Raw genomic sequence first — 21,537 nt, 5'->3', positions numbered from 1 at the left:
TGTCAGCCTTGGTCAGCGAAAGCGGTTGGAGAGGCGGTGCCGCGGCGCAGACTGCCGTCGATGTAGGCGGCGCGGCAGGCGCGCCGGCCGATCTTGCCGCTGGAGGTCCGCGGCACCGTGCCGGCTTGCACCAGCAGCAGGTCGCGCACGGTCACCCCGTGCCGGACGGCGATTGCCGCGCGGACGTCGTCGGCGATCGGCTGGGGGTCGAGTTTGTGTGTGCCAGGGGCACGTTCGGCGACGATCACCAGCTGTTCGGAGGTGTCGTCGGGGTCGTAGGTGAGCCCGGAGTGCGGGTTATCGAACACTTCCCGGGGCAGCTGGTTGGCCGGCACCGAGAACGCGGCGACGAAGCCGGTGCGCAACGCCCGGCTGGCTTCCTGCGCCGAGAACTCCAGATCCTGCGGGTAGTGGTTGCGCCCGTCGATGATGACGAGGTCTTTGATGCGGCCGGTGATGTAGAGGCTGCCCTTGTAGTAGGTGCCGTAGTCGCCGGTGCGCACCCACAGCCCGTCGTCGGGAGCGCCCTCGGCGTGCGACGGGCTGGTCCGCGACTTGAGGATGTTTTTAAACGTCTCCTGGGTCTCGTGTTCGCGGTTCCAGTAGCCCACGCCCATGTTCTTGCCGTGCAGCCAGATCTCGCCGATCTGCCCGTCGGGCAATTCGCTGGCGGTGTCCACGTCGACGATGACCGCCCATTCGTCCAGCCCGATCTTGCCGCAGGAAACCTGCGCGACGGCGTTGGGCGCGTCGGCGGGCACCTCGACGAATCGGTGATTGTTGAGCTCCTCCCGGTCGACGTAGATGACCGTGGGCGGCTCCGACATCGGGGTGCTGGACACGTACAGGGTCGCCTCGGCCAGACCGTAGGCCGGTTTGATCGCGGTATCACGAAGCCCGAACGGCCCGAACGCGTCGTGGAACTTGCGCATCGACGCCACCGAGATCGGCTCGCTGCCGTTGAGGATCGCCTTCACGTTGCGCAGATCCAGCGGCGGCTCACCGTCTTTGGGCACGCCTCGCATCGCCGCGTGCTCGAACGCGAAATTCGGTGCGACGGAATAGACCTCGCCGGGATAGTCGTCGTCCACCCGGGACAGCTCCCGCAGCCAGCGAATCGGTCGGCGCACGAACGCGGCCGGCGTCATAAACGTGTGCGACAGGCCCAGCACCGGCGTCAGCAAAATCGTGATCAAACCCATGTCGTGGAAGAATGGCAGCCAGGTCACACCCCGGTCGCCTTCCTTCCCGTCGAAGGAGTTCAGCACCTGGACCACGTTGGTGGCCAGGTTCAGGTGGGTGATCTCCACGCCCGTGGGCACCCGGGTGGAACCCGAGGTGTACTGCAGGTAGGCGATGGTGTCGAACGGCGTGTCCAGCGGGGGATCCCAGGTGGCGGCGACCTCGTTGGGCACGGCGTCGACGGCGATGACGCGGGGCCGCTCCTTGGCCGGACGGGTGCGGAAGAACTTGTTGACGCCCTCGGCGGAGTCGCTGGTGGTCAGGATCGCCGACGGGCTGCAGTCGTCGAGCACCGCGTGCAGCCGGCCGACGTGACCGGGCTCAGCCGGGTCGAACAGCGGCACCGCGATGCGCCCCGCATACAAGATGCCGAAAAACGAGACGAGGTAGTCCAAATTCTGCGGACACAGGATCGCGATGCGGTCCCCCGGTTTGGTGACCTGCTGCAGCCGCGCCCCTACCGCGCGGTTGCGGGCCGCGAAGTCGACCCACGACATTTCGCGGGCGACACCGTCGCGTTCGGTGGAGTAGTCCCAGAACCGGTAGGCCACTCGCTGGCCGCGCACCTTAGCCCACCGTTCGACGTGCATCACCAGGTTGGTGTTGTCAGGAAACCTGATGTGTCCGTCAACGATGTACGGGTTGTGGTACGCCATGCCAGTCTCCTGTCAGAAGAAGCTTCAAACGTCGGGTTGGCCGGCGGTAGGCCGCACGCGTCGCCAACGTCGCTCACCGCGAACGCCAAACCTCACAGATGGTACAGATGCACCGGCGTCCATCCGCACTACCCGACCGCGCCGACCACCGTGGTTCTTATTTTTCTCTTAAACTCCCGTCATGTTAAGGGCCGCTCTGCCGCGGACCAAATCGGAAACCGGCCGCGTCATCGAACCGTTATCCCCCACGACGTCGGCGCGCGTCAGCCGTGTTTGGGGTGCGGCGCGTTTTCGATCAGGTTGTGGGCCCAATTCAAGGTCCACTCAGTGGCGGACTGCCCGTCGAGACTCCAAAACTGCGTGGTGGCATACAACGCGTGCACCGGCTGTCCCGCGCCGCCGGCCAGCGTGTCCAGCGTGGTGGGCAGATTGGTGATGCTGAACGCCTCCTCGGGTGCGGCGCAGATCAGGTCGCCGGGCGCGCAAATCTCGTTGGTCTGGTTGTTGAGCGCGCCGAAACCCCCGGGCCGTTTGCCGGTCATGGTCAGGCCCAGGTCGGCGAGCACCGGCACCTCGTGCAACGTGATTTCGGCGCCCTGCCCTGGCGGATCCGGGCCGATCTCCTTGCCCACGCCGTGTTCGCGGCGCCCGTCGGCGATCAACGTCACACCCAGCACCAGGTCGTCGTCGACGGGCCCGCGGCCGTTGCCGATATCGCTGGCGATGTCCCCGGCGATCACCGCGCCCTGCGAGAAGCCGACCAGCACGTAGCTGGTCAACGGGCACTTGTCGTTCATGTCGGTAATCGCCTTGACCGTTCCGCGGGTGCCTTCGGCCCGGCTGTCGTTGTAGGACATCTGCTTGTCGCCGCTGAGCGGATTGTGGAACTGCGCGGTATAGGGCACCGTGTACGTCTCGACCCGGCTGGAGTCGAACTGTTCAGTGATCGGCCGAGTCACGTTGAGCAGCAACGCCTTCGGGAACTGCACAGGGTTGAGCGGGTCGTCTTGCGGCGACGACTCCCAGGTGCCGGGAACGGCGACCAACTGCACGTCGGGGCAGCTGGCGTCCTGGAACGCCGGGCGGGGTTTTTTGACCCGGCCCGGGGTGCTCGGCGGCGGCACGATACTGGGCGGCACCGCGCTCGGCGGGCCTGGCCGATGCCGGACGATCACCACCACCACGGTGATGACCAACGCCACCACCAGCGCCATCGCGGCGGCGGCGATCAGCGCGAGGATGCGGTGGCGTCTACGCCGGGAATTACCCCGCGATCGTTTGACCATGTTCTCCTGCTAGCAGATTGGGAGCGGACAGCGTCGCCCGTGTGCAGCCGAGCGCCCAGGTTTCTCACGGTACCGGCTCTGCCGCACCGGCTCCCGGCGCAGGTGGCTACCGGATCGCGCCGACGATGTCGCCGGACATCGCGGCCAGCTGCGCGCTCCACGACCCCCAGCCGTTGTCTCCGCCGGTCGGGAATTCGAAGTGGCCGTTGTGCCCGCCGACGTTGCGGTACTGCTGGTAGAACATCCGGCTGTTGCCCATCGCCTGGTCGGCCTGGCCGATCATGGCGGCCTGGTCACTGCCCGCCCCGGCGGCCGGCGCGTAGACCCATATCCGGCTGTTGTTGGCCGCCAGAAGCGACGCGTGCACGTACGGGTCGTGCCATTTCCACCGGCCCAGTTGCGGCGCACCCCACATGCCGTAGCTGTCGACCCCGCCGAACTGGGCCATGCCGGCGGTGATGGCGCCGTTGGTGGTGGTCTCCGAGGGGTACAGGAAACCTGACAGCGATCCGGCGTAGCCGAAGCGGTCCGGGTGGAAGACGGCCAGCGCCATCGCGCCGTATCCGCCTTGTGAGGCACCGACGGCGGCATGTCCGCCGGGGGCCAGGCCTTTGTTGGCGGCCAGCCAGTCCGGTAGCTCACTGGACAGGAACGTCTCCCACTGCTTGCTGCCGTCCTGCTCCCAGTTGGTGTACATGCTGAAGGCACCGCCCGCGGGCGCGACCACCGAAACGCCCTTGCCGGCCAGCGTGTTCATCGCGTTGCCGGCGGTCACCCAGTTGCTGACATCGGGGCCGGCGTTGAACGCATCGAGCAGGTACACCGCGTGCGGGCCCCCGCCCAGGAATGCCACCGGGATATCGCGGCCCATCGCCGCCGACGGCACCATCAGCGACTCGTAATTCGCCGCGTGAGCCGACCCGAGGTGTGTCGCAGCGATGCTCCAAAACCCGACTGTCAGCACGACGGCCCACAGCACTCGCAGCAGCATCGACAGGCTCCTCATGTCCACCTCACTCGTCTTTGACTTCGCCAGCTGAGCGCCCCCGTCCCGCAAGGTAGTGAACCACACGCCGCGCCGGCGAAGGAGCGGAAATGACCAACGGCGGCGACCTCAGAAGGTCGCCGCCGTTGGCCGTGCGATTCCTGCGTTTAGCCGTGGCTAGCGGTAGCGGCGGCGTTGGTGGCGCCGGCCGCCGGTGCACCGGTATTCGGTGTCGCGCCCAGCGTCCGCTGCAGGTCGGGCTTCATCGCGTTCAACTGAGCACCCCAGTACTCCCAGCTGTGCGTGCCGTTGTCCGGGAAGTTGAACACGGCGTTGTGGCCGCCCGCGGCGTTGTAGGCGTCCTGGAACTTCAGGTTGCTGGTGCGCACGAAGCCCTCCAGGAACTTGGCCGGCAGGTTGTCACCGCCGAGCTCCGACGGTTTGCCATTCCCGCAATAGAGCCAGACGCGGGTGTTGTTGGCGACGGTCTTGCCGACATTTAGCAGCGGGTCGTTGCGCGCCCACGCCGGGTCCTCTTTCGGGCCCCACATGTCCTTGGCCTTGTAGCCGCCCGCGTCGCCCATCGCCAGGTTGATCAGCGAGGGCCCCATGCCCTGAGAGGGGTCGAGCAGGCCGGACATCGCGCCGGCGTAGACGAACTGCTGGGGGTGGTAGTTGGCCAGGTTTAGCGCGGACGCTGCCGCCATCGACAGGCCGATCGCGGCGCTGCCTGTGGACTTGACCTGCCTGTTGGCTTGCAGCCACTGCGGCAACTCGCTGGTCAGGAAGGTCTCCCATTTGTAGGTCTGGCAGCCGGCCTTCCCACACGCCGGGCTGTACCAGTCGGTGTACCAGCTGGACTGACCGCCCACCGGCATGACCATCGACAGCCCGGACTGGTAGTACCACTCGAAGGCGGGGGTGTTGATGTCCCAGCCGTTGAAGTCGTCCTGGGCGCGCAGACCATCGAGCATGTAGACCGCTGGCGAATTGGGTCCACCGCTTTGGAACTGAACCTTGATCTCGCGGCCCATCGACGGCGAGGGCACCATCAGGTACTCGACCGGAAGACCAGGACGAGAGAACGCCCCCGCGGTCGCCGAACCCCCGGCGACACCGATCAGCCCGGGCAGCAGGGCCGCGCCAACGGCCCCGAACACGAGCCGGCGCGGCATGCCTTTCACCGCGCCGCGAAACCTGTCAACAAGCGTCATCCCTGTTTCCTCATCCTTTGTTCGGCCCATCCTTTCGGAGGTCGGACTGCATCATGGCATTGCCCGGCGAGCGCAAGGCGCAGCTGTGCTCGTGTAGTCAACCACACCTTGGGGCGTTCGTTCTCCTTGGAGGGCACCCGCCGGTGGCCGTCCGGCACCGTGACCCGGTGTCGCGGCGCATCCGGTGATGCCGACACGTGATGTGCTCACAGGCAGTCACGCGCTGGTGAGAGGAAGAATTCAGCGTTGCTCGTGGGGTCAGCGCGGCCGTGGATGACCTCGGAAATGAAGTCGTTGAAAAATTCGGCTGAGCCAGGGCCCATCCGCCTTGGTGCACATTGGTTGTCGGTGCAGTTCACAAGACTCCGACGTGATCGCCGTTGCGCGTAATCTGCATTTATTCGAGTTCCATGGCGACAGGAGGCGCAGTGTCCGACCTTGCACACTTGCCTCGGGGATTACTGAACCTTGAGCAGTGGGATGCGCTTGAACTCGACCCGACGCGGCGGTGGGAGCTCAGTGAGGGAACACTCATCATGTCGCCGCGTCCGCACCTCTGGCATCAACGCATTTCCAGAAGGCTCACCCGTCTCCTCGAAGACCATTTGCCGAATGGACTCGAGGTAGTTCCCGAGATCGAGGTGATAACGAGAGCATCGTTTCCGCCGAGTGTGCGCGATCCCGACATCGTTGTGATACCGGATCGCGTGTTTGATCAGCGCCCAGCCCGTGTCGCGGCAGCCGACGTCGTCCTCGTCGTCGAGATCGTCTCGCCGGGCTCGCGCGGGACAGACCACGTCATGAAGTTGCACGAGTACGCGCAGGCCGGCATCGAGAACTACTGGATCGTCGATCCCGACGCACCGGCTGATGGCCGATTTCTCGCCTACCGCCTTGACGGCGGAACGTATCGACGAGTCGCGGCGCTCGACGGAGGGCGGGTTCACGTGTACGAGCCGGCAGAGATGGAATTTGCGGTGGACGCGTTGACCGGGTCCCCAGCCCGGTAGTCACATCTGCCTCACGAGTCTCCTGGTGGGGCAGGTACACACTTCGCCCGCCTCACAGCGACAAACCAAGGCGCACACGGCATTTGTCGCTTTGAGCGTTTCAAGGGGCTGCGCCCCGGTGTGACGACACGAAACCGCGTCGACTGTGTGGTTTCATACGCGACACGCCGCGCGATTGCGTGGGAATCCGCACAGTCGCGGACGCCGTGGTCGGGCAGCACCCACCAGCGCATTTGGCCGATTGTCGCGCTAAGGTGGGCACAACGACTCCACCAACCCGTAGATGTGATCAGTTGTGGTTGTCGCCAACGGCGTTGTCCCGCAGGCGCTTAGCTTAGCCGAGATGTTACGGCCCAGTCGCGGGTAGCCCGGTGTATGCCGGGACACCGGATTCCGGCACCTCCAGGCCGCATCGGATGAGGTCGTAGAGCGGAACCCGGTCGATGCGGTACTTGGTGAACTGGTAGGAGTGCAGCACGTTCGACAAGAACCGGTGCACTCCCATCGGCGCGCGCACCGAGCTGAGCACCGCTTGGGTGGCGGGGCATTTCAGCGCCGCTCGGGCTTGCTCGACCCACGCCGGGTCGAGATAGCCCGGAACGCCGACAAACGGTCCTTCCGCGATGGCCCAGTCCGGAAACAGGTTTTTGTCGTGTCCGATGCGGCTGTGATGCAGCCGCGGCGTATGCGCGGCAAGCGGATTCGCCAATCCGATCTGGTCGATCACCCTGACGTCGAGGCCCACGTTCATCCCGACCATGCCGATGTTGGTGAAAAACACCGTGTGCGGCCCTTTTTCCGCGGGAGCTCCTGGCTTTGGCGGGGCCGCGGGAACGATGTCCCACTGGTTGTAGTTGCCCGAAGGCAGCAGCAGCGCGCCGGCGGGCGTGTTGCTGATGGCCACCACCGCGGCCCGCATCCGGGGATAGTCGAGGTAGTCCGCCGCGGTCAGCGGGTGCGCGTGCCCGGTGGCCTGCGCGTAGAAGCGGCGCTCGTCGACGATGCCGGAGTAGGTGACCCGGGTGGCGTCGTCACCCATTCCCGGTGAGTTCGCCGCCCACAGCGACCAGCCCGCAACCGCCAGCCACAGCGCGCTCACCGCGCCGGCAAGCACATTGCGTGTTTCGCGGGAAAATGTGGTGCCTTCGGGAAATACCACCGGGATCACCGCCACCGGGGCCAGCAGGCACACCATCGGGATCAGCAAGACACGGCCGTGCATGAAGTCGCCGCCCTGGCGGATCCAGTACAGCGCCTGCAACAGCCCGCTGACGACAATGAAGACCACCACGGCCGATGGGCTTTGCACCGCGCGGGCCAACGGACCGTAACCGCGCGGTGCGTGGTTGCGCCAAGCCCGGCTCCGGGTCGCCGTCAACAGCAGGCCCAACCCCAGCAACAGCACCGCAGGCACCCACAGCGCATAGGGCCGGTTGAAGTTGGCCAAATAGACCATGCCCTGCGACCACTTGTCGCCCGCGGCGTCTTTGGCCAGCGCGGTGCCCGGCACCAGCAGCCCGTAGTAGCCCATCCGGAAGATCTGGTAGCCGACCGGCAGCAGCCCGCCGGCGGTCACGATCAGCGCGCGCCGACGCCAGCCGCGGGCCGCAACGAGCATCATGATCAACACACCGCCGCCGATCAGCGCCAGCTCCGGGCGCACCAAGACGCTGCAGCCGGCGACGAAGGCCAGCGCAGCGGCAAACACCCGGCCCTCCGGCCGGGTCCGCAACGCTTGCGACCAGCACACCAGCATCCACCACAGCAAGCCCAGATACGCCAGCGCCAACCCGCTTTCCAGCCCGGAGGTGGCGAAGTCGCGCGCCGGTGGCACGGCGATGTAGACCAGGGCGCCGGCCGGCAGCATCACCGCCCGGTGTCCGCGCAGGCTGGGCGCGTAGAGCCGGCCCGCGCCAAGCATCAGCAGCGCGATCCCAATCACGCTGAGCGCCAGAGCCATAGCCAGTGCCACGTACTCCAGGCGCAGCGGCCCGCCGATCAGCCCGCCCAGGTAGAGCAGAAACGTCCACGCGGTCGAAGTGTTGGCCTCGACACGTTCGCCCACGTTGAACACCGGCCCGTTGCCGGCCAGCATGTTGCGCACCGTGCGCAGCACGATCAGCCCGTCGTCGGCGATCCAGCGTCGTTGCCAGGCGCCCCAGCCGAACAGCACCGCCACCACCGCGACGGAAACCCACAGGCTGATCCGGACCGTGGTGTCGTAGGGAAACAGCGGTCGGGCAACCGCCGGGGGCCGGCGGGACGCCACTGTGACCCGGGGGCTAGCTGAACGCAACAGCAGCACCGACTGTTCCTATCCAGGCAAGAAACAGCAGCTGTAACACCCGGTCGCGCAGCGCGATCTCTTCGGGTTCCCCGGCCAGCCCGCCGTCGACGTCGACCGCATAACGCAGGATCGCGATGGTGAACGGCACCATCGACACCACAAACCATGACCCGGCGTAGCCGTCACGCTCGAACGCCCACAGCCCGTAGCACACCACCACCGCGGTGGCCGACATCGTCCACACGAACCGCAGATAGGTGCTGGTGTAGGTTTCCAGCGATTTGCGGATATTGGCGCCGGTGCGCTCGGCCAGCACCAGCTCGGCGTAGCGCTTGCCGGCGACCATGAACAGCGAGGCAAACGCGCCGGCTAGCAAAAACCACTGGGACAGCGGGATGTCGGCCGCCACGCCACCGGCGATGGCCCGCAGCAAATAGGCCGAGGACACGATGCAAATGTCGATCACCGCTTGGTGTTTCAGGCCGAAACAGTAGGCCAGCTGGATGCCGATGTAGACGGCCATCACCAGCGCGAGGTTGGGAGTGAGCCACCACGAGATCACCAGCGCCGCCACGCCCAGCACCGCGGCAAGCAGGTAGGCCAGCCACTCGGGCACCACCCCGGCGGCGATCGGCCGGAACCGCTTGGTGGGATGCTCGCGGTCGGCTTCGACGTCGCGGACGTCGTTGATCAGATACACCGCCGAGGCCGCCAGGCAGAACACCAGGAACGCGACGGCCACCTTGGCGAGCACGTCGGCGTAGTTGTAGTGGATTCCGCGGCCCGCCGCGGCCAGCGGCGCGGCCAACACCAGCACGTTTTTTACCCATTGCCGCGGACGGATCGCCTTGACTACCCCGACAATCAGGTTGGCCGGAGGCCCGGTCACCGGGGCCACTTCCTCACTCATTCGCTCAACCCGCGGTCGAGGCCGGGCCGCCCGCCTACCCGCGCGGCGATCGCCGCGACCGTGGCGCCCACGGCAACGCCGATGGCCACATCGCTGGGGTAGTGCACTCCCAGAAGTATCCGCGACAACGCCATCGGCGGCACCAACACCGCGGTCAGCGGCATCCCAGTGGCTCGGCCCAGCAGGATGGCCGCCGCAGTGGTGGAGGTGGCGTGCGCCGACGGGAAGCTCAACCGGCTGGGTGTGCGGACCTTCACCGCAACCGCCGGATGGTTCGGCCGCGGTCGCCGCACCAGCCGCTTGATCAGCACCGCGGCCGCGTGCGCGGCTAACGCGCCGGCGCCGGCCAGCAACCACGCCCGGGTCCGCCGCGGCTGCAGCAGCGCGCCGAGCAGCGATACCGTCAGCCAACCGATGCTGTGCTCACCGAAATGTGACAGCGCTTTGGCCACGGACACGACACCGGGATGGTCGCCCAGCGCCGACTGAACCGCCACCACCGCCGCCACTTCGCCGCGCGGCGCGGCGAGCTCAGCCATGCGCCGGCGCTTTGTCCGTCGCTGACAGCAGCACCGTTTCCCACTTCTGCTTGCTGGACAGCACCGGCAGGGCGTCGCGGTATACCCGGCGCATCTCGTCGAAGCGGCGTGTCAGCGTGGCCAGGCGGCGCAGCGACTGCCACAGCAGCGTGAACATCGTGGCCCGGTCGCGCTGGCGGAACACCACACCGCGGCCGTCGGCCGTCGTCACCGTCGCACCGTCGAGGGTGCACAGCCGAAACCACCGGGCGTCCTGGGTGGCCACGTTGAGCTGTGGGCGCTGGTGGTGCGCCGGGTCGGCCTTGGTCAGGTTGTGCAGCATGCCCCGGGCCAGCCGATAGCCGATGGCCAGCGGATGCACGGGCGGTTTCATCGGCGTGGTCTTCTGCGACGGCGCGGGCAGTTCGCTGGCCGTGGGCAGCACGATCGCATCAGGGTAGGCCTTGCGGATCCGGTGCACCTCCGGCAACGCCGTTTCCAGGATCGAGAAGATGTGCTCGGGACCGGCCAGAAAGTCGTCGATTGCCTTGTTCTGGATTGCCACCGTCGAATATTCAAGGCAGGCAAGGTGTTTCAGCGTTGCCCTCAGGTGGCTGCGCAGCAGGCCGACGACGTTGTCGTCCCAGTGCATGGCCGCCACCACCAACCGGTTGCGCAGATGGAAATAGGCCTGCCAGTCGATGGCGTCGTCCTTGTCGCTCCAGGCCATGTGCCAGATTGCGGCGCCGGGCAGGGTGGCGGTCGGATAACCATGCTCGGCGGCGCGCAACCCGTAGTCGGCGTCGTCCCATTTGATGAACAGCGGCAGCGGCTGCCCCAGTTCCTCGGCGACCTGGCGCGGGATCATGCACGTCCACCAGCCGTTGTAGTCCACGTCGATGCGCCGGTGCAGCAGGTTGCTGCGAGGATTGTTGTCGCTCAACGGGTATGCGGCGAAGTCGTGGTCGTATTCGGCGTAGGGCGCGGCGGTCCACATGAAGTTCGACCGGTCCACCACCTCGCCCATGATGTGCAGGTGCGACGGCTCCTGCAGGTTGAGCATCTGCCCGCCCACCAGCATCGGGGACTTGGCGAAGCGATGCATCGCCAGCACCCGCAGAATCGAGTCCGGTTCGATCCGGATGTCGTCGTCCATGAACAGGATCTGCTGGCAGTCGGTGTTTTTCAGCGCTTCGTACATCACCCGGCTGTAGCCGCCGGAACCGCCGAGATTGGGTTGGTCGTGGATGGACAGCCGGTTGCCCAGCGGAGCCGCAGCCTTGGCGAAGTCCGGGTGGTCGCGCACCTTGGCGGTGCCCTGGTCGGGCACGATGACCGCGCCGATCACCTTGTCCACCAAAGGATCTGACGTCAAAGCCTGTAATGCGTTGACGCAGTCGCCGGGCCGGTTGAAGGTGGGGATTCCCACCGCGATGTTGGCCACACCCGGGGCCGGCTCGGTGGCGTACCACCCGGCGCTGTGCAAGGTGACGTCGGTTTCGGTGGTGATGTCGAACCAGATCCAGCCGCCGTCTTCGAAAGGGTCCAGCCCCACTAGAAATTCGAGTGTCGCGGGTTGGTCAGGGCCGCCGTCGAAGGTGCGGCCGTCGACGAAGATCCGCGCACCGGTGGCCTTGGTGCGGTAGACGTCGACGCGCCCCACGCCGGTCAGCTCCGCGCGCAGCACCACCGACTTGCAGATGGTCCATCGCCGCCAGTAGCTGGCCGGAAACGCGTTGAAGTAGGTGGCGAACGACACCTCCGAGTCCGCACCGATCTGCAATGTCGTGCGGCTAAGCGCGTGTGCGCGCCGCGCATTGGTCGTCGACTCCTGCAGGTAAAGCTTGCGCACGTCGAGCGGTTCGCCCGGGCGCGGCAGGATGATCCGGGCCAGCAGGCTCACGGCGGTCTCACTCATCCGCGGATGCTTTCTTTGTCGTTGTTTTCCACGAGAGCCTTGCCGTCGCGCAAATGCGGCGCCAGGACGTTGTCGAACATGTTGAGCGCGCTGGCGATGGCCATGTGCATGTCCAGGTATTGATAGGTGCCCAACCGGCCGCCGAACAGCACTTTCGACGACGCGGTCTCGGCCTTGGCCCGGGCCCGGTACGCCGCCAGCAGCGCTCGGTCCGCTTCGGTGTTGATCGGATAGTAGGGCTCGTCGTCGTTGCCGGCGAAGCGGGAGTACTCCCGCATGATCACCGTCTTGTCGGTCGGGTAGTTGCGCTCGGGGTGGAAGTGGCGGAATTCGTGAATGCGGGTGTAGGGCACGTCCAGGTCGTTGTAGTTCATCACCGCGGTGCCTTGAAAGTCACCGGTGTCGAGCACTTCAACCTCGAAATCCAAGGTGCGCCACCCTAACCGGCCTTCGGCGTAGTCGAAGTAGCGGTCCAGCGGGCCGGTGTAGACTACCGGTGCGTCCGGGCTGGCGGCGCGCAGCTCGTCGCGCACGTCGAACCAGTCGGTGTTGAGACGGACTTCGATGCGCTCGTCGGCGGCCATGTTTTTCAGCCACGCGGTGTAGCCGTCGACCGGCAGCCCTTCGTAGGTGTCGTTGAAGTAGCGGTTGTCGAAGGTGTAGCGCACAGGCAGCCGGGTGATGTTGGACGCCGGCAGCTCCTTGGGGTCGGTCTGCCACTGCTTGGCGGTGTAACCCTTGACGAACGCCTCGTAAAGCGGGCGGCCGATTAGCGAGATCGCCTTCTCCTCGAGGTTTTGCGCTTCTTCGGGTTTGATCTCGGCGGCCTGCTCCTTGATGAGCCGGCGCGCCTCGTCGGGGCTGTAGTACTTGCCGAAGAACTGGCACACCAGGCCCAGGCCCATCGGGAACTGGTAGGCCTGCCCGTTGTGCATGGCGAACACCCGGTGCTGGTAGCCGGTGAAATCGGTGAACTGGCGCACGTAGTCCCAGACCCGCTTGTTGGAGGTGTGAAATAGGTGTGCGCCGTACTTGTGAACTTCGATGCCGGTCTGCGGCTCGGGCTCCGAGTAGGCGTTGCCGCCGATGTGTGGGCGTTTTTCGACGACCAACACCCGCTTGCCCAGCTGGGTCGCGACGCGCTCGGCAATCGTCAGCCCGAAAAATCCGGAGCCGACGACAAAGAGGTCATAGCACGGGGTCATCGGTTGCCTAGGGTATCTGACCGAGCGGGTCTGCCCCGATTGGCGGCGGTGGCATTTCGGCGGCGCCGCGACTTTGCCCCGCCAGTGTGCGGCCCTGGGCTGGGCGACCGGGTCGCTGCGGTGGTCGGTTGGCGGGAAGGTCGCGATTGCCTCACGATTCGATATCGCCACTCTAATCTCACTAATCACAGCAGTACCATCGATCACGTCGGCTTCCTGTCGTGCTCCACCTGCAAGTCGGCCGAACACCACATAGTCCAGATTGAGGAGACTTCCGTGCCGAACCGACGTCGACGCAAGCTCTCAACAGCCATGAGCGCAGTCGCCGCCCTGGCAGTCGCGAGTCCGTTTGCTTATACCGCTGTTTCCGGATTGACGGCCGACGCCACGCCCGCACCGCAGCACCGGGAATTCGTCCGGGCCGCGGTGATGACCGACCTGCCCAACGAGTTGATGTCGGCGCTGTCGCAGGGGTTGTCGCAATTCGGGATCAACCTGCCGCCGGTGCCGAGCCTCGGCGCGACCGGCACAACGCCGGCCACCACGCCCGGGCTCACCACGCCGGGGCTCACCAGTCCAGGCCTGACAAACCCGGGCCTGACCACCCCCGGCACCACCACGCCCGGCCTGACCACACCTGGGCTCACCACGCCCGGCACCACCACGCCTGGCCTGACCACACCTGGCGCTACCACGCCCGGTGCGACGACCCCGTCGGCGGGGCCGGGCCTGACCGATCCCAGCCTGACCGATCCCAGCCTGACCAACCCCGCACTCACCACACCCGGCGGGACGACACCCGGTCTGACCAACCCGGCGGGGGCCACGCCGGCAACGCCTGGGCTCACTCCGGGGACGGGGCTGACCAACCCGGCGGGGCTGAGCCCAGCGGGGCTGACACCGGGCCCAGCGGGGCTGACACCGGGCACGGCGGGGCTGACGCCGGGGACCGGCCTCGACCCGTCGCTGACCAGCCCGGGGTTGACCAGCCCGGGCGAGGTGCCGATCACCACGCCCGTGGGATTGGACCCGGGTGCCGGGGGCACGTATCCGATCCTGGGCGACCCGTCACTGGGCGCTGCGCCGGCGACCACTAGCGGCGGCAGCGGCGGAATCATCAGCGATGTGATGAACACCGCCAACCAGCTGGGCGCCAGTCAGGCCATCGACCTGATCAAGGGGATGGTGTTGCCCTCGATCATGCAGGCCGTGCACGGTGCGGCGGCGCCGGCCGCGGCCGCACCGGCGCCAGCCCCGACAACCTAACAACGGCGTCGGCAGACATAACGCCTGTCACCAAACGGCACCGCAGAGTGGCCTGGGCTCGGGGCGCCCAGCGATGACAACTCTGCGGTGCCGTTGCCGTATTTGTTAACAAATTCCCGTGTCGAAACATTAGCAACTTAAGACACATACGTAACATCATCTGGTGCCGTGCCGTCGCCCCGCACCCACGATGTTGTTCACACTCATCGCGGCCACAGCCGTGATCCTGCCGTGGGCACTCGATCCCCACCGCGGCGACGCGCCTTCACGGCCCGCGAGCACTCACCTGACCCAACAACCGCTGGTCGGGCTGGGCGGCGGCGTGACCGTGCGCGAAATCACCCAATCCACACCGTTTTCCATGGTCGCGTTGACCGGCGGGGACTTGACCGGCACCTCGGCGCGGGTGCGGGCCAAGCATGCCGACGGCTCCTGGGGGCCCTGGTATGGGACCGAAACGCTCCAGTCGGGAGGCGCCGACGGAGCGTCGGGGGCACCACGCGGTCCGCGCGGCACCGAGCCGGTGTTCGTCGGCACCACCACGACCGTGCAGATCGCCGTTACCCGCCCGCCGGACGCGCCGACGACGTCGCCACCGCCGAAACACGCGCCGGCCGGTCTGGGATACCTACCAGCCACCGCCGAACAACCGTTGGCACAGAACATCTCCGCGGTGCTGATCTCCCCGCCGCGGGCCCCGGCGGATACCCAGTGGACTCCGCCGACCGCGGTGCTGGCACCCGGCCAGCCTCCGAACATCATCAGCCGGGCCCAGTGGGGGGCCGACGAGTCGATACGATGCGGTAATACCATGTACGACAACGGTATTCACGCCGCGATCGTCCATCACACGGCGGGCAGCAACGACTACGCACCGGAAGACTCGGCCGAGATCGTGCGGGCCATCTACGCCTACCACACCCAGACGCTGGGCTGGTGCGACATCGCGTACAACGCGCTGGTGGACAAGTACGGCCAGGTATTCGAGGGCCGGGCCGGCGGGATCACCAAAGCGGTCGAAGGCTCTCACACCGGTGGATTCAACCGCGGGACCTGGGGTGTGGCGATGATCGGCGATTTCAACGACGTGCCGCCGACATCGATCCAGTTGCGCACCGTCGGCCGACTGATCGGCTGGCGGCTCGGCCTGGACCGCGTCAACCCCAAAGGCGCCGCCACGCTAGCGTCCGCCGGTGGGCCGTTCACCCGCTTCCCGGGCGGTGCCGCGTTGACCATGCCGGCCGTCTTTAGCCATCGCGACGTGGGCCCCACCGATTGCCCCGGCAACGCGGCATATGCGCTTCTTGACGAGATCCGGGATATCGCTGCACATTTCAACGATCCGCCAGGGCCTGACGACGTCGCCGCGTCGCTGGCCGGCGGTGCCATCTTTGCCCGCTGGCAGGAGATGGGCGGCATGAACAGTGTGCTGGGCGCGCCGACGTCGCCGGAGGCCAGCGGGGCGGGCTCCACCCGCTATGCCACGTTCGACAAGGGGGCGATGTACTGGTCGCCGCAGACCGGTGCCGAGCCTCTCACCGGCGCCATCTACCAAGCTTGGGCCTCACTGGGATACGAGCGTGGCGCGCTGGGGTTGCCCACCAGCGGGGAGATTCAAGAACCGCAATGGGTTAAGCAGAACTTCCAGCATGGGACCCTGAACTTCGACCGGGAATCCGGCACGGTGATCCGGGTCATCGACGGTGTCGCCGAACAACTTCCGCCGCCGGCGCCAAACGGGCCGCCGGTACAGCTCGAGCGGTTTACCCGCCCGATCAGCCCGCCGCACTGACCCGCTAGATCTAGAGCCACCAGCGTTCGAGGACCCGCGCCACACCGTCGTCGGTGTTAGGTGTGGTGACTTCGTTGGCCACGGCTAGCACGTCGGGATGCGCGTTGCCCATCGCCACGCCGTGCCCGGCCTGCACCAGCATCGGCACGTCGTTGGGCATGTCCCCGAACGCCACGACGTCCTCCGGCGAAATCCCCAGCGGGGCGGCGATCTCATGCACGCCGCTGGCTTTGCTGATGCCTTGCGGCACAATCTCGATCAGCCCGTTGTTGGTCGAGTAGGTGATATCCCCTTGTGCCCCAATGTGTCCAGCTAACGCCGCAGCCATGTCGTCGCTGCGTGCACCCGCCTTTCGGATCAGCAGCTTGATGGCCGGCGCGCTCAGCAGGTCTTCGATGGACACCTCGGTGTTATCGGGGTTTAGCCAGGCATGCTCGTAGCCGGGCGAGCTGACGAACTGCGGTGTCGCCGTGTCGTGGGCGCTAAGGCCGATCCGTTCGACCGCCAGCCCCGCACCCGGGATGACCCGTGTGGCAATCTCTGCCAGCTCAGCTAGCGTGTCGACGGGCAATGTGCGCGCGGACACCACCCGGTCAGAGGCCGAGTCGTAGATGACAGCGCCGTTGGCGCACACCGCCATTGGCGCGAACCCGAGTTCGTCGACCACCGGACGCACCCACCGCGGCGGACGGCCGGTGGCGAGAATGAACGTAACCCCGGCCGCGACGGCCGCGTGAACGGCGGTGCGAGTCCGGGGCGAAATCTTGTCATCGCCGTCCAGAAGGGTGCCGTCCACATCACTGGCAATGAGCGCCGGCAGCGTCATCGCGCCGATCCGGATCCGCTGCCCATCAGCGTCATAGGCCTGTGGGAAAACTGTTTACTGTCAACCTTTTTGCTCCCGTCGCTCAACCACGCCGGCTCCGCCCACCACACCGGCCCTGTCAGGCGATGTGCCTTGCTTGTCCGCCGTTGGTATACAGGTGCACCCGCCGTTGCGGCTTGTCGATGGCCTCAGCGCGATCCGCCTTGCGGCGCCCGCGGCGCCGTCGATAGAACCACCCTCGCCGAGGGGCGGACTGTGCTCGCTTCGCCCGCTCAGCGAGTTCGGCTTCGTCGAGCAGCCTTGCTTCCTCGGGGGTTGGTGCGCCACCGCCTAGCCGCCGCGGCACCCAATACGCCCCGGGCGGATGCGGGTAGGACTCCTGCGTCTCATGCAGCAGCCTGACCATCGCCTCCCGCAGCGCTGCTTGCGTCTTTTCCAAGGTGTCCATGGGCCATATCGGTGTTCCGATTTTGACCGTGATCGGAATTTTACTGCGCCACAAAGATTTCGGGTGATCTTTGGTCCAGATGCGGTGCGCGCCCCAGACGATGACTGGAATGATCGGCACCCCTGCTTCGTGCGCCATCCGGGCGGCACCGGTTTTGAACTCCCGCAGCTCGAAACTGCGGCTGATCGTGGCCTCCGGGTGCACGCCGACCAGCTCTCCGGCGCGCAGCCGCTCCACGGCGACGGCGTAAGCATCGGCTCCCGCGGTGCGGTCCACTGGAATGAGCTTGACGTGTTTGATGACAAAGTTGATCGAGCGCAGCTGCTGCAGCTCGGCTTTGATCAGAAACCTCAAGCGGCGCCCGCGGAGTGTGGCGGCATATTCAGCCGGAACCCAGTCGACGTAGCTGGTGTGGTTCACGGCCAACACCGCGCCGCCGCGTTCGGGAATGTTCTCCTCGCCGATGAAAGTGATCTTGATACCGCTGACCGCGATCGCGGCTTTGACAAGTATCTCGATGGTGCGAAATACGGGCTCTGCCATGCTCGCTACCCCTTCCGTCCAGGCCAGCCCGACCTAAGTTCGCGCGCTGCACGGCTGGCTGCCCGCACCGCTGCTTCCTGTTCCTCCAACCTGGCCGCCTCGGCCGGTGAGGGGCGCCGCCGCCCAGTCGTCGCGGCACCCAGTACGCCCCGCCAGGATGTGGATACTGCTGCTGCACCTGATACAGCAGCGACGTCATCTCGTCGCGCAGCACGGCGGTGAGCTCGTCTGCGCGACCTTCCGGCGGCAAGGCCCGCCCGGCCGCCACGGTGATCGGAATCTTCTTGTGGCCCAGGCTTTTCGGATGGTCTTTGGTCCATATTCGCTGAGCTCCCCAGACGATCAGGGGAACGATCGGGACCCTTGCTTCCAGCGCCATCCGAGCCGCACCGGTCTTGAACTCCTTGAGCTCGAAGCTGCGGCTGATGGTGGCCTCCGGCATCAGCCCGACCACTTCGCCTTCGCGTAACCGCTGCACCGCCACCGCGTACGCCTCGGCGCCCGCTTGGCGGTCGACCGGGATCGTCTTGGTGTGCCTGATCAGGTAATCGACCACCTTTACCTGCTGCATCTCGGCCTTGATCAGGTAGCGGATGCGGCGGCCGCGCTCATGCACCGCAAGGCCGGCAAACAGCCAGTCGACGTAGCTGGTGTGGTTGATGGCGACGACGGCGCCGCCGGTTTCGGGAATGTTCTGAAGGTTCTCGTAGGTGATCTGGCTGCCCCAGACTTTGACCACGACCTTGGCCGCGATCTCCAGCGTGCGGAAAACCGGTTCCATGCCCTCACTCCGGCGCACCGGCCGTATCGGGCCGGCGCGCCGCTTTGGCCGCAGCACGCCGACTGGCTTCCTCCGCATCGAGCCGGGCGGCCTCGGCCAGCGACGGGGCCCCGCCACCGAGCCGGTGCGGCACCCAGAACTCACCGGCCGGATGCGGCCCGTAGGATTCCTGCACGCGTTCCAGCAAATGCTGCATCCGCGAATGCAGCAGCGTGGTCAGCTCCGCAGCCGGCAGGGTCGGTTGGATCGGCTCGCCGACGGCCACCGCGATCGGCACCTTGGGGCGAAACAGCTTCTTGGGGTGGTCTTTGGTCCAGATCCGCTGGGCGCCCCACACGATGTGCGGGATGATCGGCACGTCCGCCGCGATCGCCATCCGGGCCGCTCCGGACTTGAGTTCCTTGATCTCGAAGCTGCGGCTGATCGTCGCCTCGGGGTAGACACCGACCAGTTCGCCGGCCTTGAGCATCTCGACGGCCTTGTGGAACGACGCTGCTCCGTTTTCGCGGTCCACCGGGATGTGCCGCATCTTGCGCATGATCGGCCCGGAAATCTTGTGGTCGAAGACGTCCTGCTTGGCCATGAACCGCACCTTGCGCCCGCGACCCTGCAGGTAGGCGGGCAGCCCGGCAAAGGTGAAGTCGAAGTAGCTGGTGTGGTTGATTGCGATGACGGCGCCGCCGGTCTCAGGCAGGTGCTCGACTCCGGTGACGGTGAACCTCAATCCCTGGATTCGCCACGTCAAGCGTGCGAGCTGGATGATCGTCCCGTATACCGGTTCCACAAGGGTCCAGCCTAGTGCTCACTGCTGCGCGCCGGTGCAGTCGCGGCAAACACCATGCCTCAGGCGTCCAGGCGGACGAACTGACCGTGCCGGTACTGCTCGGCACATGCCGATCTCCTGACCTTGCCGCTGGTGGTGATCGGGATCGAGCCGGGTGCCACCAAAACGAGATCCGCGGCGCTGAGCCCATGCGAGTTCGAGATCGCTGCGGTCACTTCACGTTTGATGCTGTCGAGCTGTTCCGCTATCTCCTCGTCGGACTGGCCCCGCTTCTTGACTTCCATGACGACCACGAGCTTCTCGGTGTGTGCATCGGGAACCGCTATCGCGGCGCACCGTCCACCCGTGATCTCCTGCACGGTTGCTTCGATGTCATCAGGCGAATGGTTACGCCCGTAGACGATCAGAAGGTCTTTGATGCGGCCGATGACGAACAGCTCGTCCTCGAAGACGAAGCCCGAATCTCCGGTGCGAAGCCATGGTCCTTCGGGCGTGCCGGCCGAGGGAGCGACGAGCTTTCCGCCAAAAGTGCTTTCGGTCTCCTCAGGCTTGCCCCAGTAGCCCATTGCGACGTTGTCGCCGTGCACCCAGATCTCACCGACGGTTCCCGCCGGACACTCGACACACGTCTCGGGATCAACGATGCGGATGATCGGCGAGCGCGGCATCCCGTAGCTGACCAGAGATGTGCCGGTTCCGCTTTCGCAGCGTTCCGCCTTGCCGGCGGTCAGCTTCTCGGATTCGAAGCGCACGATGTGCGGTGGTTGCGCCGCCGTGCGGGTCGCTACGTACACGGTTGCTTCCGCAAGCCCGTACGACGGGCGTATTACCGCTTCACGCAGATTGTATCGGGCAAACCGCTGAGTGAAGCGCCGCAGCGTGGCTGGGTGTACCCGTTCGCTACCGGTGGCAATGACGAGCACGTCGGAGAGATCAAATCCGGCCATGTCGTCGTCGGATGTTTTTCGCGCCGTCAATTCGAACGCGAAATTCGGCGCTGCCGAGTAGGCCCGACTATTGCTGGCCAGCAGTTGCATCCAGCGTGCTGGCCGCTGCAGGAAAGCCACTGGGCTGGTGAGTACAGCCCGAAGCCCCGTCAGAATCGGCCCGCACATTCCCAAATACAATCCCATGTCGTGATAGAACGGCAGCCACGACACGATAGTGGTGCCTGGTGGGGGAATGTTTCCGTAGTCGGCAAAGTAGTCCGACGTCAATTGTTCGAAATTGGCCAGCAGATTTCTGTGTGACATCATGACGCCCGCCGGTGTACGGGTCGACCCGGACGTGTATTGCAAATACGCAGTGTCCGGGTGATCCTGCGAGCCGGCCCGGGATCTGCTTGGGGTGTCAAAGTCGAGCAGGTCGACCTCGACGATCGAGGGCGCGGAATCGCCGGACTGCGACTCTACATGCGGGGCTACGGTAGCTGATACAGAAGACGTCGTGAGGATGACCGTCGGCAATGCGTCGCCAAGCACCGAGCTAACACGCTCATCGCTGACACCACCTAACGGAACCGCAAGTGGAACGGCTATTCGTCCGGCCTGCAGCGCACCGAGAAACGCAACGATGTATTCGAGCCCCTGAGGCGCCAATATCACCGCGCGGTCGCCGGTCGAGCCATATCGCCGAAGCGCCTCTGCCACTTTCAGCGTCCGGCGATACAGCTGCGACCATGTCAGGCTTTCCGCAACACCGGCCCAGTCCTGGTCGTAATTGATAAACGTGTACGCGGTGTCATCGGGTTGCAGGCTGGCGCGTTCGCATAGCAGGTCCAAAAGTGAAGTATCGACCACGGGCGTCAGGTTACCGTGGGCACCGCTGCCATGGCGTCGAAAATCAAAAGCGAAATTCGCGCCTGCC

Annotated in this window: 16 protein-coding genes and 1 pseudogene; 3 read left to right on the top strand and 14 right to left on the bottom strand. The window is 66.0% G+C overall.

All coding sequences use genetic code 11. The features are described from left to right. Positions 1 to 2 precede the first annotated feature (2 nt). The 4 genes from fadD32 to ag85A form a co-directional block, all read right to left on the bottom strand. On the bottom strand, positions 3 to 1,898 hold the full coding sequence (gene fadD32, locus MYXE_RS01130) for a long-chain-fatty-acid--AMP ligase FadD32 (protein WP_085197293.1): 1,896 nt from the start codon (positions 1,896 to 1,898) through the stop codon (positions 3 to 5). Between the two features lie 263 nt (positions 1,899 to 2,161). Further along, positions 2,162 to 3,184 (bottom strand): carboxylesterase Culp6, encoded by a 1,023-nt coding sequence (culp6, locus tag MYXE_RS01125; protein WP_085197295.1) that lies wholly within the window; start codon positions 3,182 to 3,184, stop codon positions 2,162 to 2,164. 106 nt (positions 3,185 to 3,290) lie between these two features. Next, on the bottom strand, positions 3,291 to 4,190 hold the full coding sequence (locus tag MYXE_RS01120; RefSeq protein ID WP_085197297.1) for an esterase family protein: 900 nt from the start codon (positions 4,188 to 4,190) through the stop codon (positions 3,291 to 3,293). A 146-nt stretch (positions 4,191 to 4,336) separates the two neighbouring features. Beyond that, positions 4,337 to 5,383 carry a diacylglycerol acyltransferase/mycolyltransferase Ag85A gene (gene ag85A / locus MYXE_RS01115; RefSeq protein WP_085197299.1) on the bottom strand — a complete coding sequence of 349 codons (1,047 nt, stop codon included), beginning with the start codon at positions 5,381 to 5,383 and terminating at the stop codon, positions 4,337 to 4,339. Positions 5,384 to 5,811: 428 nt separating this feature from the next. On the opposite strand from ag85A, the gene MYXE_RS01110 reads away from it, so the two are divergent. Then, positions 5,812 to 6,393 (top strand): Uma2 family endonuclease, encoded by a 582-nt coding sequence (locus MYXE_RS01110; protein ID WP_039890657.1) that lies wholly within the window; start codon positions 5,812 to 5,814, stop codon positions 6,391 to 6,393. A gap of 346 nt (positions 6,394 to 6,739) precedes the next feature. Here the strand turns inward: MYXE_RS01110 and zomB are convergent, their stop codons facing one another. The 5 genes from zomB to glf are packed head-to-tail and all read right to left on the bottom strand — an operon-like array spanning position 6,740 to position 13,231. Continuing rightward, entirely contained in the window at positions 6,740 to 8,689 is a 1,950-nt protein-coding gene (gene zomB, locus MYXE_RS01105; RefSeq protein ID WP_085197322.1) for a flagellar motor control protein ZomB, read from the bottom strand. Continuing rightward, a complete protein-coding gene (locus MYXE_RS01100) occupies positions 8,676 to 9,590 on the bottom strand; it encodes a decaprenyl-phosphate phosphoribosyltransferase (RefSeq protein ID WP_003921468.1) in 915 nt (304 codons plus the stop codon). The genes zomB and MYXE_RS01100 overlap by 14 nt, the downstream gene beginning before the upstream one ends. Then, the gene (locus tag MYXE_RS01095; protein ID WP_085197301.1) at positions 9,587 to 10,129 is read right to left on the bottom strand and encodes a phosphatase PAP2 family protein; all 543 of its coding nucleotides are present in this window, start codon (positions 10,127 to 10,129) and stop codon (positions 9,587 to 9,589) included. Before MYXE_RS01095 ends, MYXE_RS01100 begins: the two co-directional genes overlap by 4 nt. Further along, positions 10,122 to 12,026 carry a glycosyltransferase gene (locus tag MYXE_RS01090; protein ID WP_085197303.1) on the bottom strand — a complete coding sequence of 635 codons (1,905 nt, stop codon included), beginning with the start codon at positions 12,024 to 12,026 and terminating at the stop codon, positions 10,122 to 10,124. Before MYXE_RS01090 ends, MYXE_RS01095 begins: the two co-directional genes overlap by 8 nt. Beyond that, complete coding sequence (glf, locus tag MYXE_RS01085) at positions 12,023 to 13,231, bottom strand: UDP-galactopyranose mutase (RefSeq protein ID WP_085197305.1); 1,209 nt, start codon at positions 13,229 to 13,231, stop codon at positions 12,023 to 12,025. Before glf ends, MYXE_RS01090 begins: the two co-directional genes overlap by 4 nt. Positions 13,232 to 13,507: 276 nt before the next feature. Between glf and MYXE_RS01080 the strand changes: the two genes are divergently transcribed. Together MYXE_RS01080 and MYXE_RS01075 are read left to right on the top strand one after the other, a co-directional pair. Further along, positions 13,508 to 14,497, top strand: a complete 990-nt coding sequence (locus MYXE_RS01080; protein WP_039890651.1) for an exported repetitive protein Erp — start codon at positions 13,508 to 13,510, stop codon at positions 14,495 to 14,497. A 163-nt stretch (positions 14,498 to 14,660) separates the two neighbouring features. Then, positions 14,661 to 16,289: an N-acetylmuramoyl-L-alanine amidase gene (locus MYXE_RS01075; RefSeq protein WP_112650013.1), complete on the top strand. Its 1,629-nt coding sequence runs from the start codon at positions 14,661 to 14,663 to the stop codon at positions 16,287 to 16,289. 10 nt (positions 16,290 to 16,299) lie between these two features. On the opposite strand, the gene MYXE_RS01070 is transcribed toward MYXE_RS01075, so the two are convergent. The 5 genes and pseudogenes from MYXE_RS01070 to MYXE_RS01050 all read right to left on the bottom strand — a co-directional run bounded on the left by MYXE_RS01070 (position 16,300) and on the right by MYXE_RS01050 (position 21,470). After that, the gene (locus MYXE_RS01070) at positions 16,300 to 17,115 is read right to left on the bottom strand and encodes a Cof-type HAD-IIB family hydrolase (protein WP_003921462.1); all 816 of its coding nucleotides are present in this window, start codon (positions 17,113 to 17,115) and stop codon (positions 16,300 to 16,302) included. Positions 17,116 to 17,233: 118 nt separating this feature from the next. Further along, positions 17,234 to 18,106, bottom strand: a complete 873-nt coding sequence (locus tag MYXE_RS01065) for a lysophospholipid acyltransferase family protein (protein WP_085197309.1) — start codon at positions 18,104 to 18,106, stop codon at positions 17,234 to 17,236. 5 nt (positions 18,107 to 18,111) lie between these two features. Continuing rightward, positions 18,112 to 18,887, bottom strand: a pseudogene (locus MYXE_RS01060) (lysophospholipid acyltransferase family protein). Between the two features lie 4 nt (positions 18,888 to 18,891). Beyond that, positions 18,892 to 19,671 carry a lysophospholipid acyltransferase family protein gene (locus tag MYXE_RS01055; RefSeq protein ID WP_085197314.1) on the bottom strand — a complete coding sequence of 260 codons (780 nt, stop codon included), beginning with the start codon at positions 19,669 to 19,671 and terminating at the stop codon, positions 18,892 to 18,894. A 59-nt stretch (positions 19,672 to 19,730) separates the two neighbouring features. Next, positions 19,731 to 21,470: an AMP-binding protein gene (locus MYXE_RS01050; protein ID WP_085197316.1), complete on the bottom strand. Its 1,740-nt coding sequence runs from the start codon at positions 21,468 to 21,470 to the stop codon at positions 19,731 to 19,733. Positions 21,471 to 21,537: the final 67 nt, after the last annotated feature.

This window comes from Mycobacterium xenopi (assembly GCF_009936235.1).
Taxonomy (GTDB): Bacteria; Actinomycetota; Actinomycetes; order Mycobacteriales; family Mycobacteriaceae; genus Mycobacterium; species Mycobacterium xenopi.
This window is presented reverse-complemented; position numbering and strand designations above follow the sequence as displayed.

Excerpts from the sequence above, each read along its gene's own strand:
- fadD32 (WP_085197293.1), bottom strand. The coding sequence starts at position 1,898 with ATGGCGTACCACAACCCGTACATCGTTGACGGACACATCAGGTTTCCT.
- culp6 (WP_085197295.1), bottom strand. The coding sequence starts at position 3,184 with ATGGTCAAACGATCGCGGGGTAATTCCCGGCGTAGACGCCACCGCATC.
- MYXE_RS01120 (WP_085197297.1), bottom strand. The coding sequence starts at position 4,190 with ATGAGGAGCCTGTCGATGCTGCTGCGAGTGCTGTGGGCCGTCGTGCTG.
- ag85A (WP_085197299.1), bottom strand. The coding sequence starts at position 5,383 with ATGACGCTTGTTGACAGGTTTCGCGGCGCGGTGAAAGGCATGCCGCGC.
- MYXE_RS01100 (WP_003921468.1), bottom strand. The coding sequence starts at position 9,590 with ATGAGTGAGGAAGTGGCCCCGGTGACCGGGCCTCCGGCCAACCTGATT.
- MYXE_RS01095 (WP_085197301.1), bottom strand. The coding sequence starts at position 10,129 with ATGGCTGAGCTCGCCGCGCCGCGCGGCGAAGTGGCGGCGGTGGTGGCG.
- MYXE_RS01090 (WP_085197303.1), bottom strand. The coding sequence starts at position 12,026 with ATGAGTGAGACCGCCGTGAGCCTGCTGGCCCGGATCATCCTGCCGCGC.
- glf (WP_085197305.1), bottom strand. The coding sequence starts at position 13,231 with ATGACCCCGTGCTATGACCTCTTTGTCGTCGGCTCCGGATTTTTCGGG.
- MYXE_RS01070 (WP_003921462.1), bottom strand. The coding sequence starts at position 17,115 with ATGACGCTGCCGGCGCTCATTGCCAGTGATGTGGACGGCACCCTTCTG.
- MYXE_RS01065 (WP_085197309.1), bottom strand. The coding sequence starts at position 18,106 with ATGGCAGAGCCCGTATTTCGCACCATCGAGATACTTGTCAAAGCCGCG.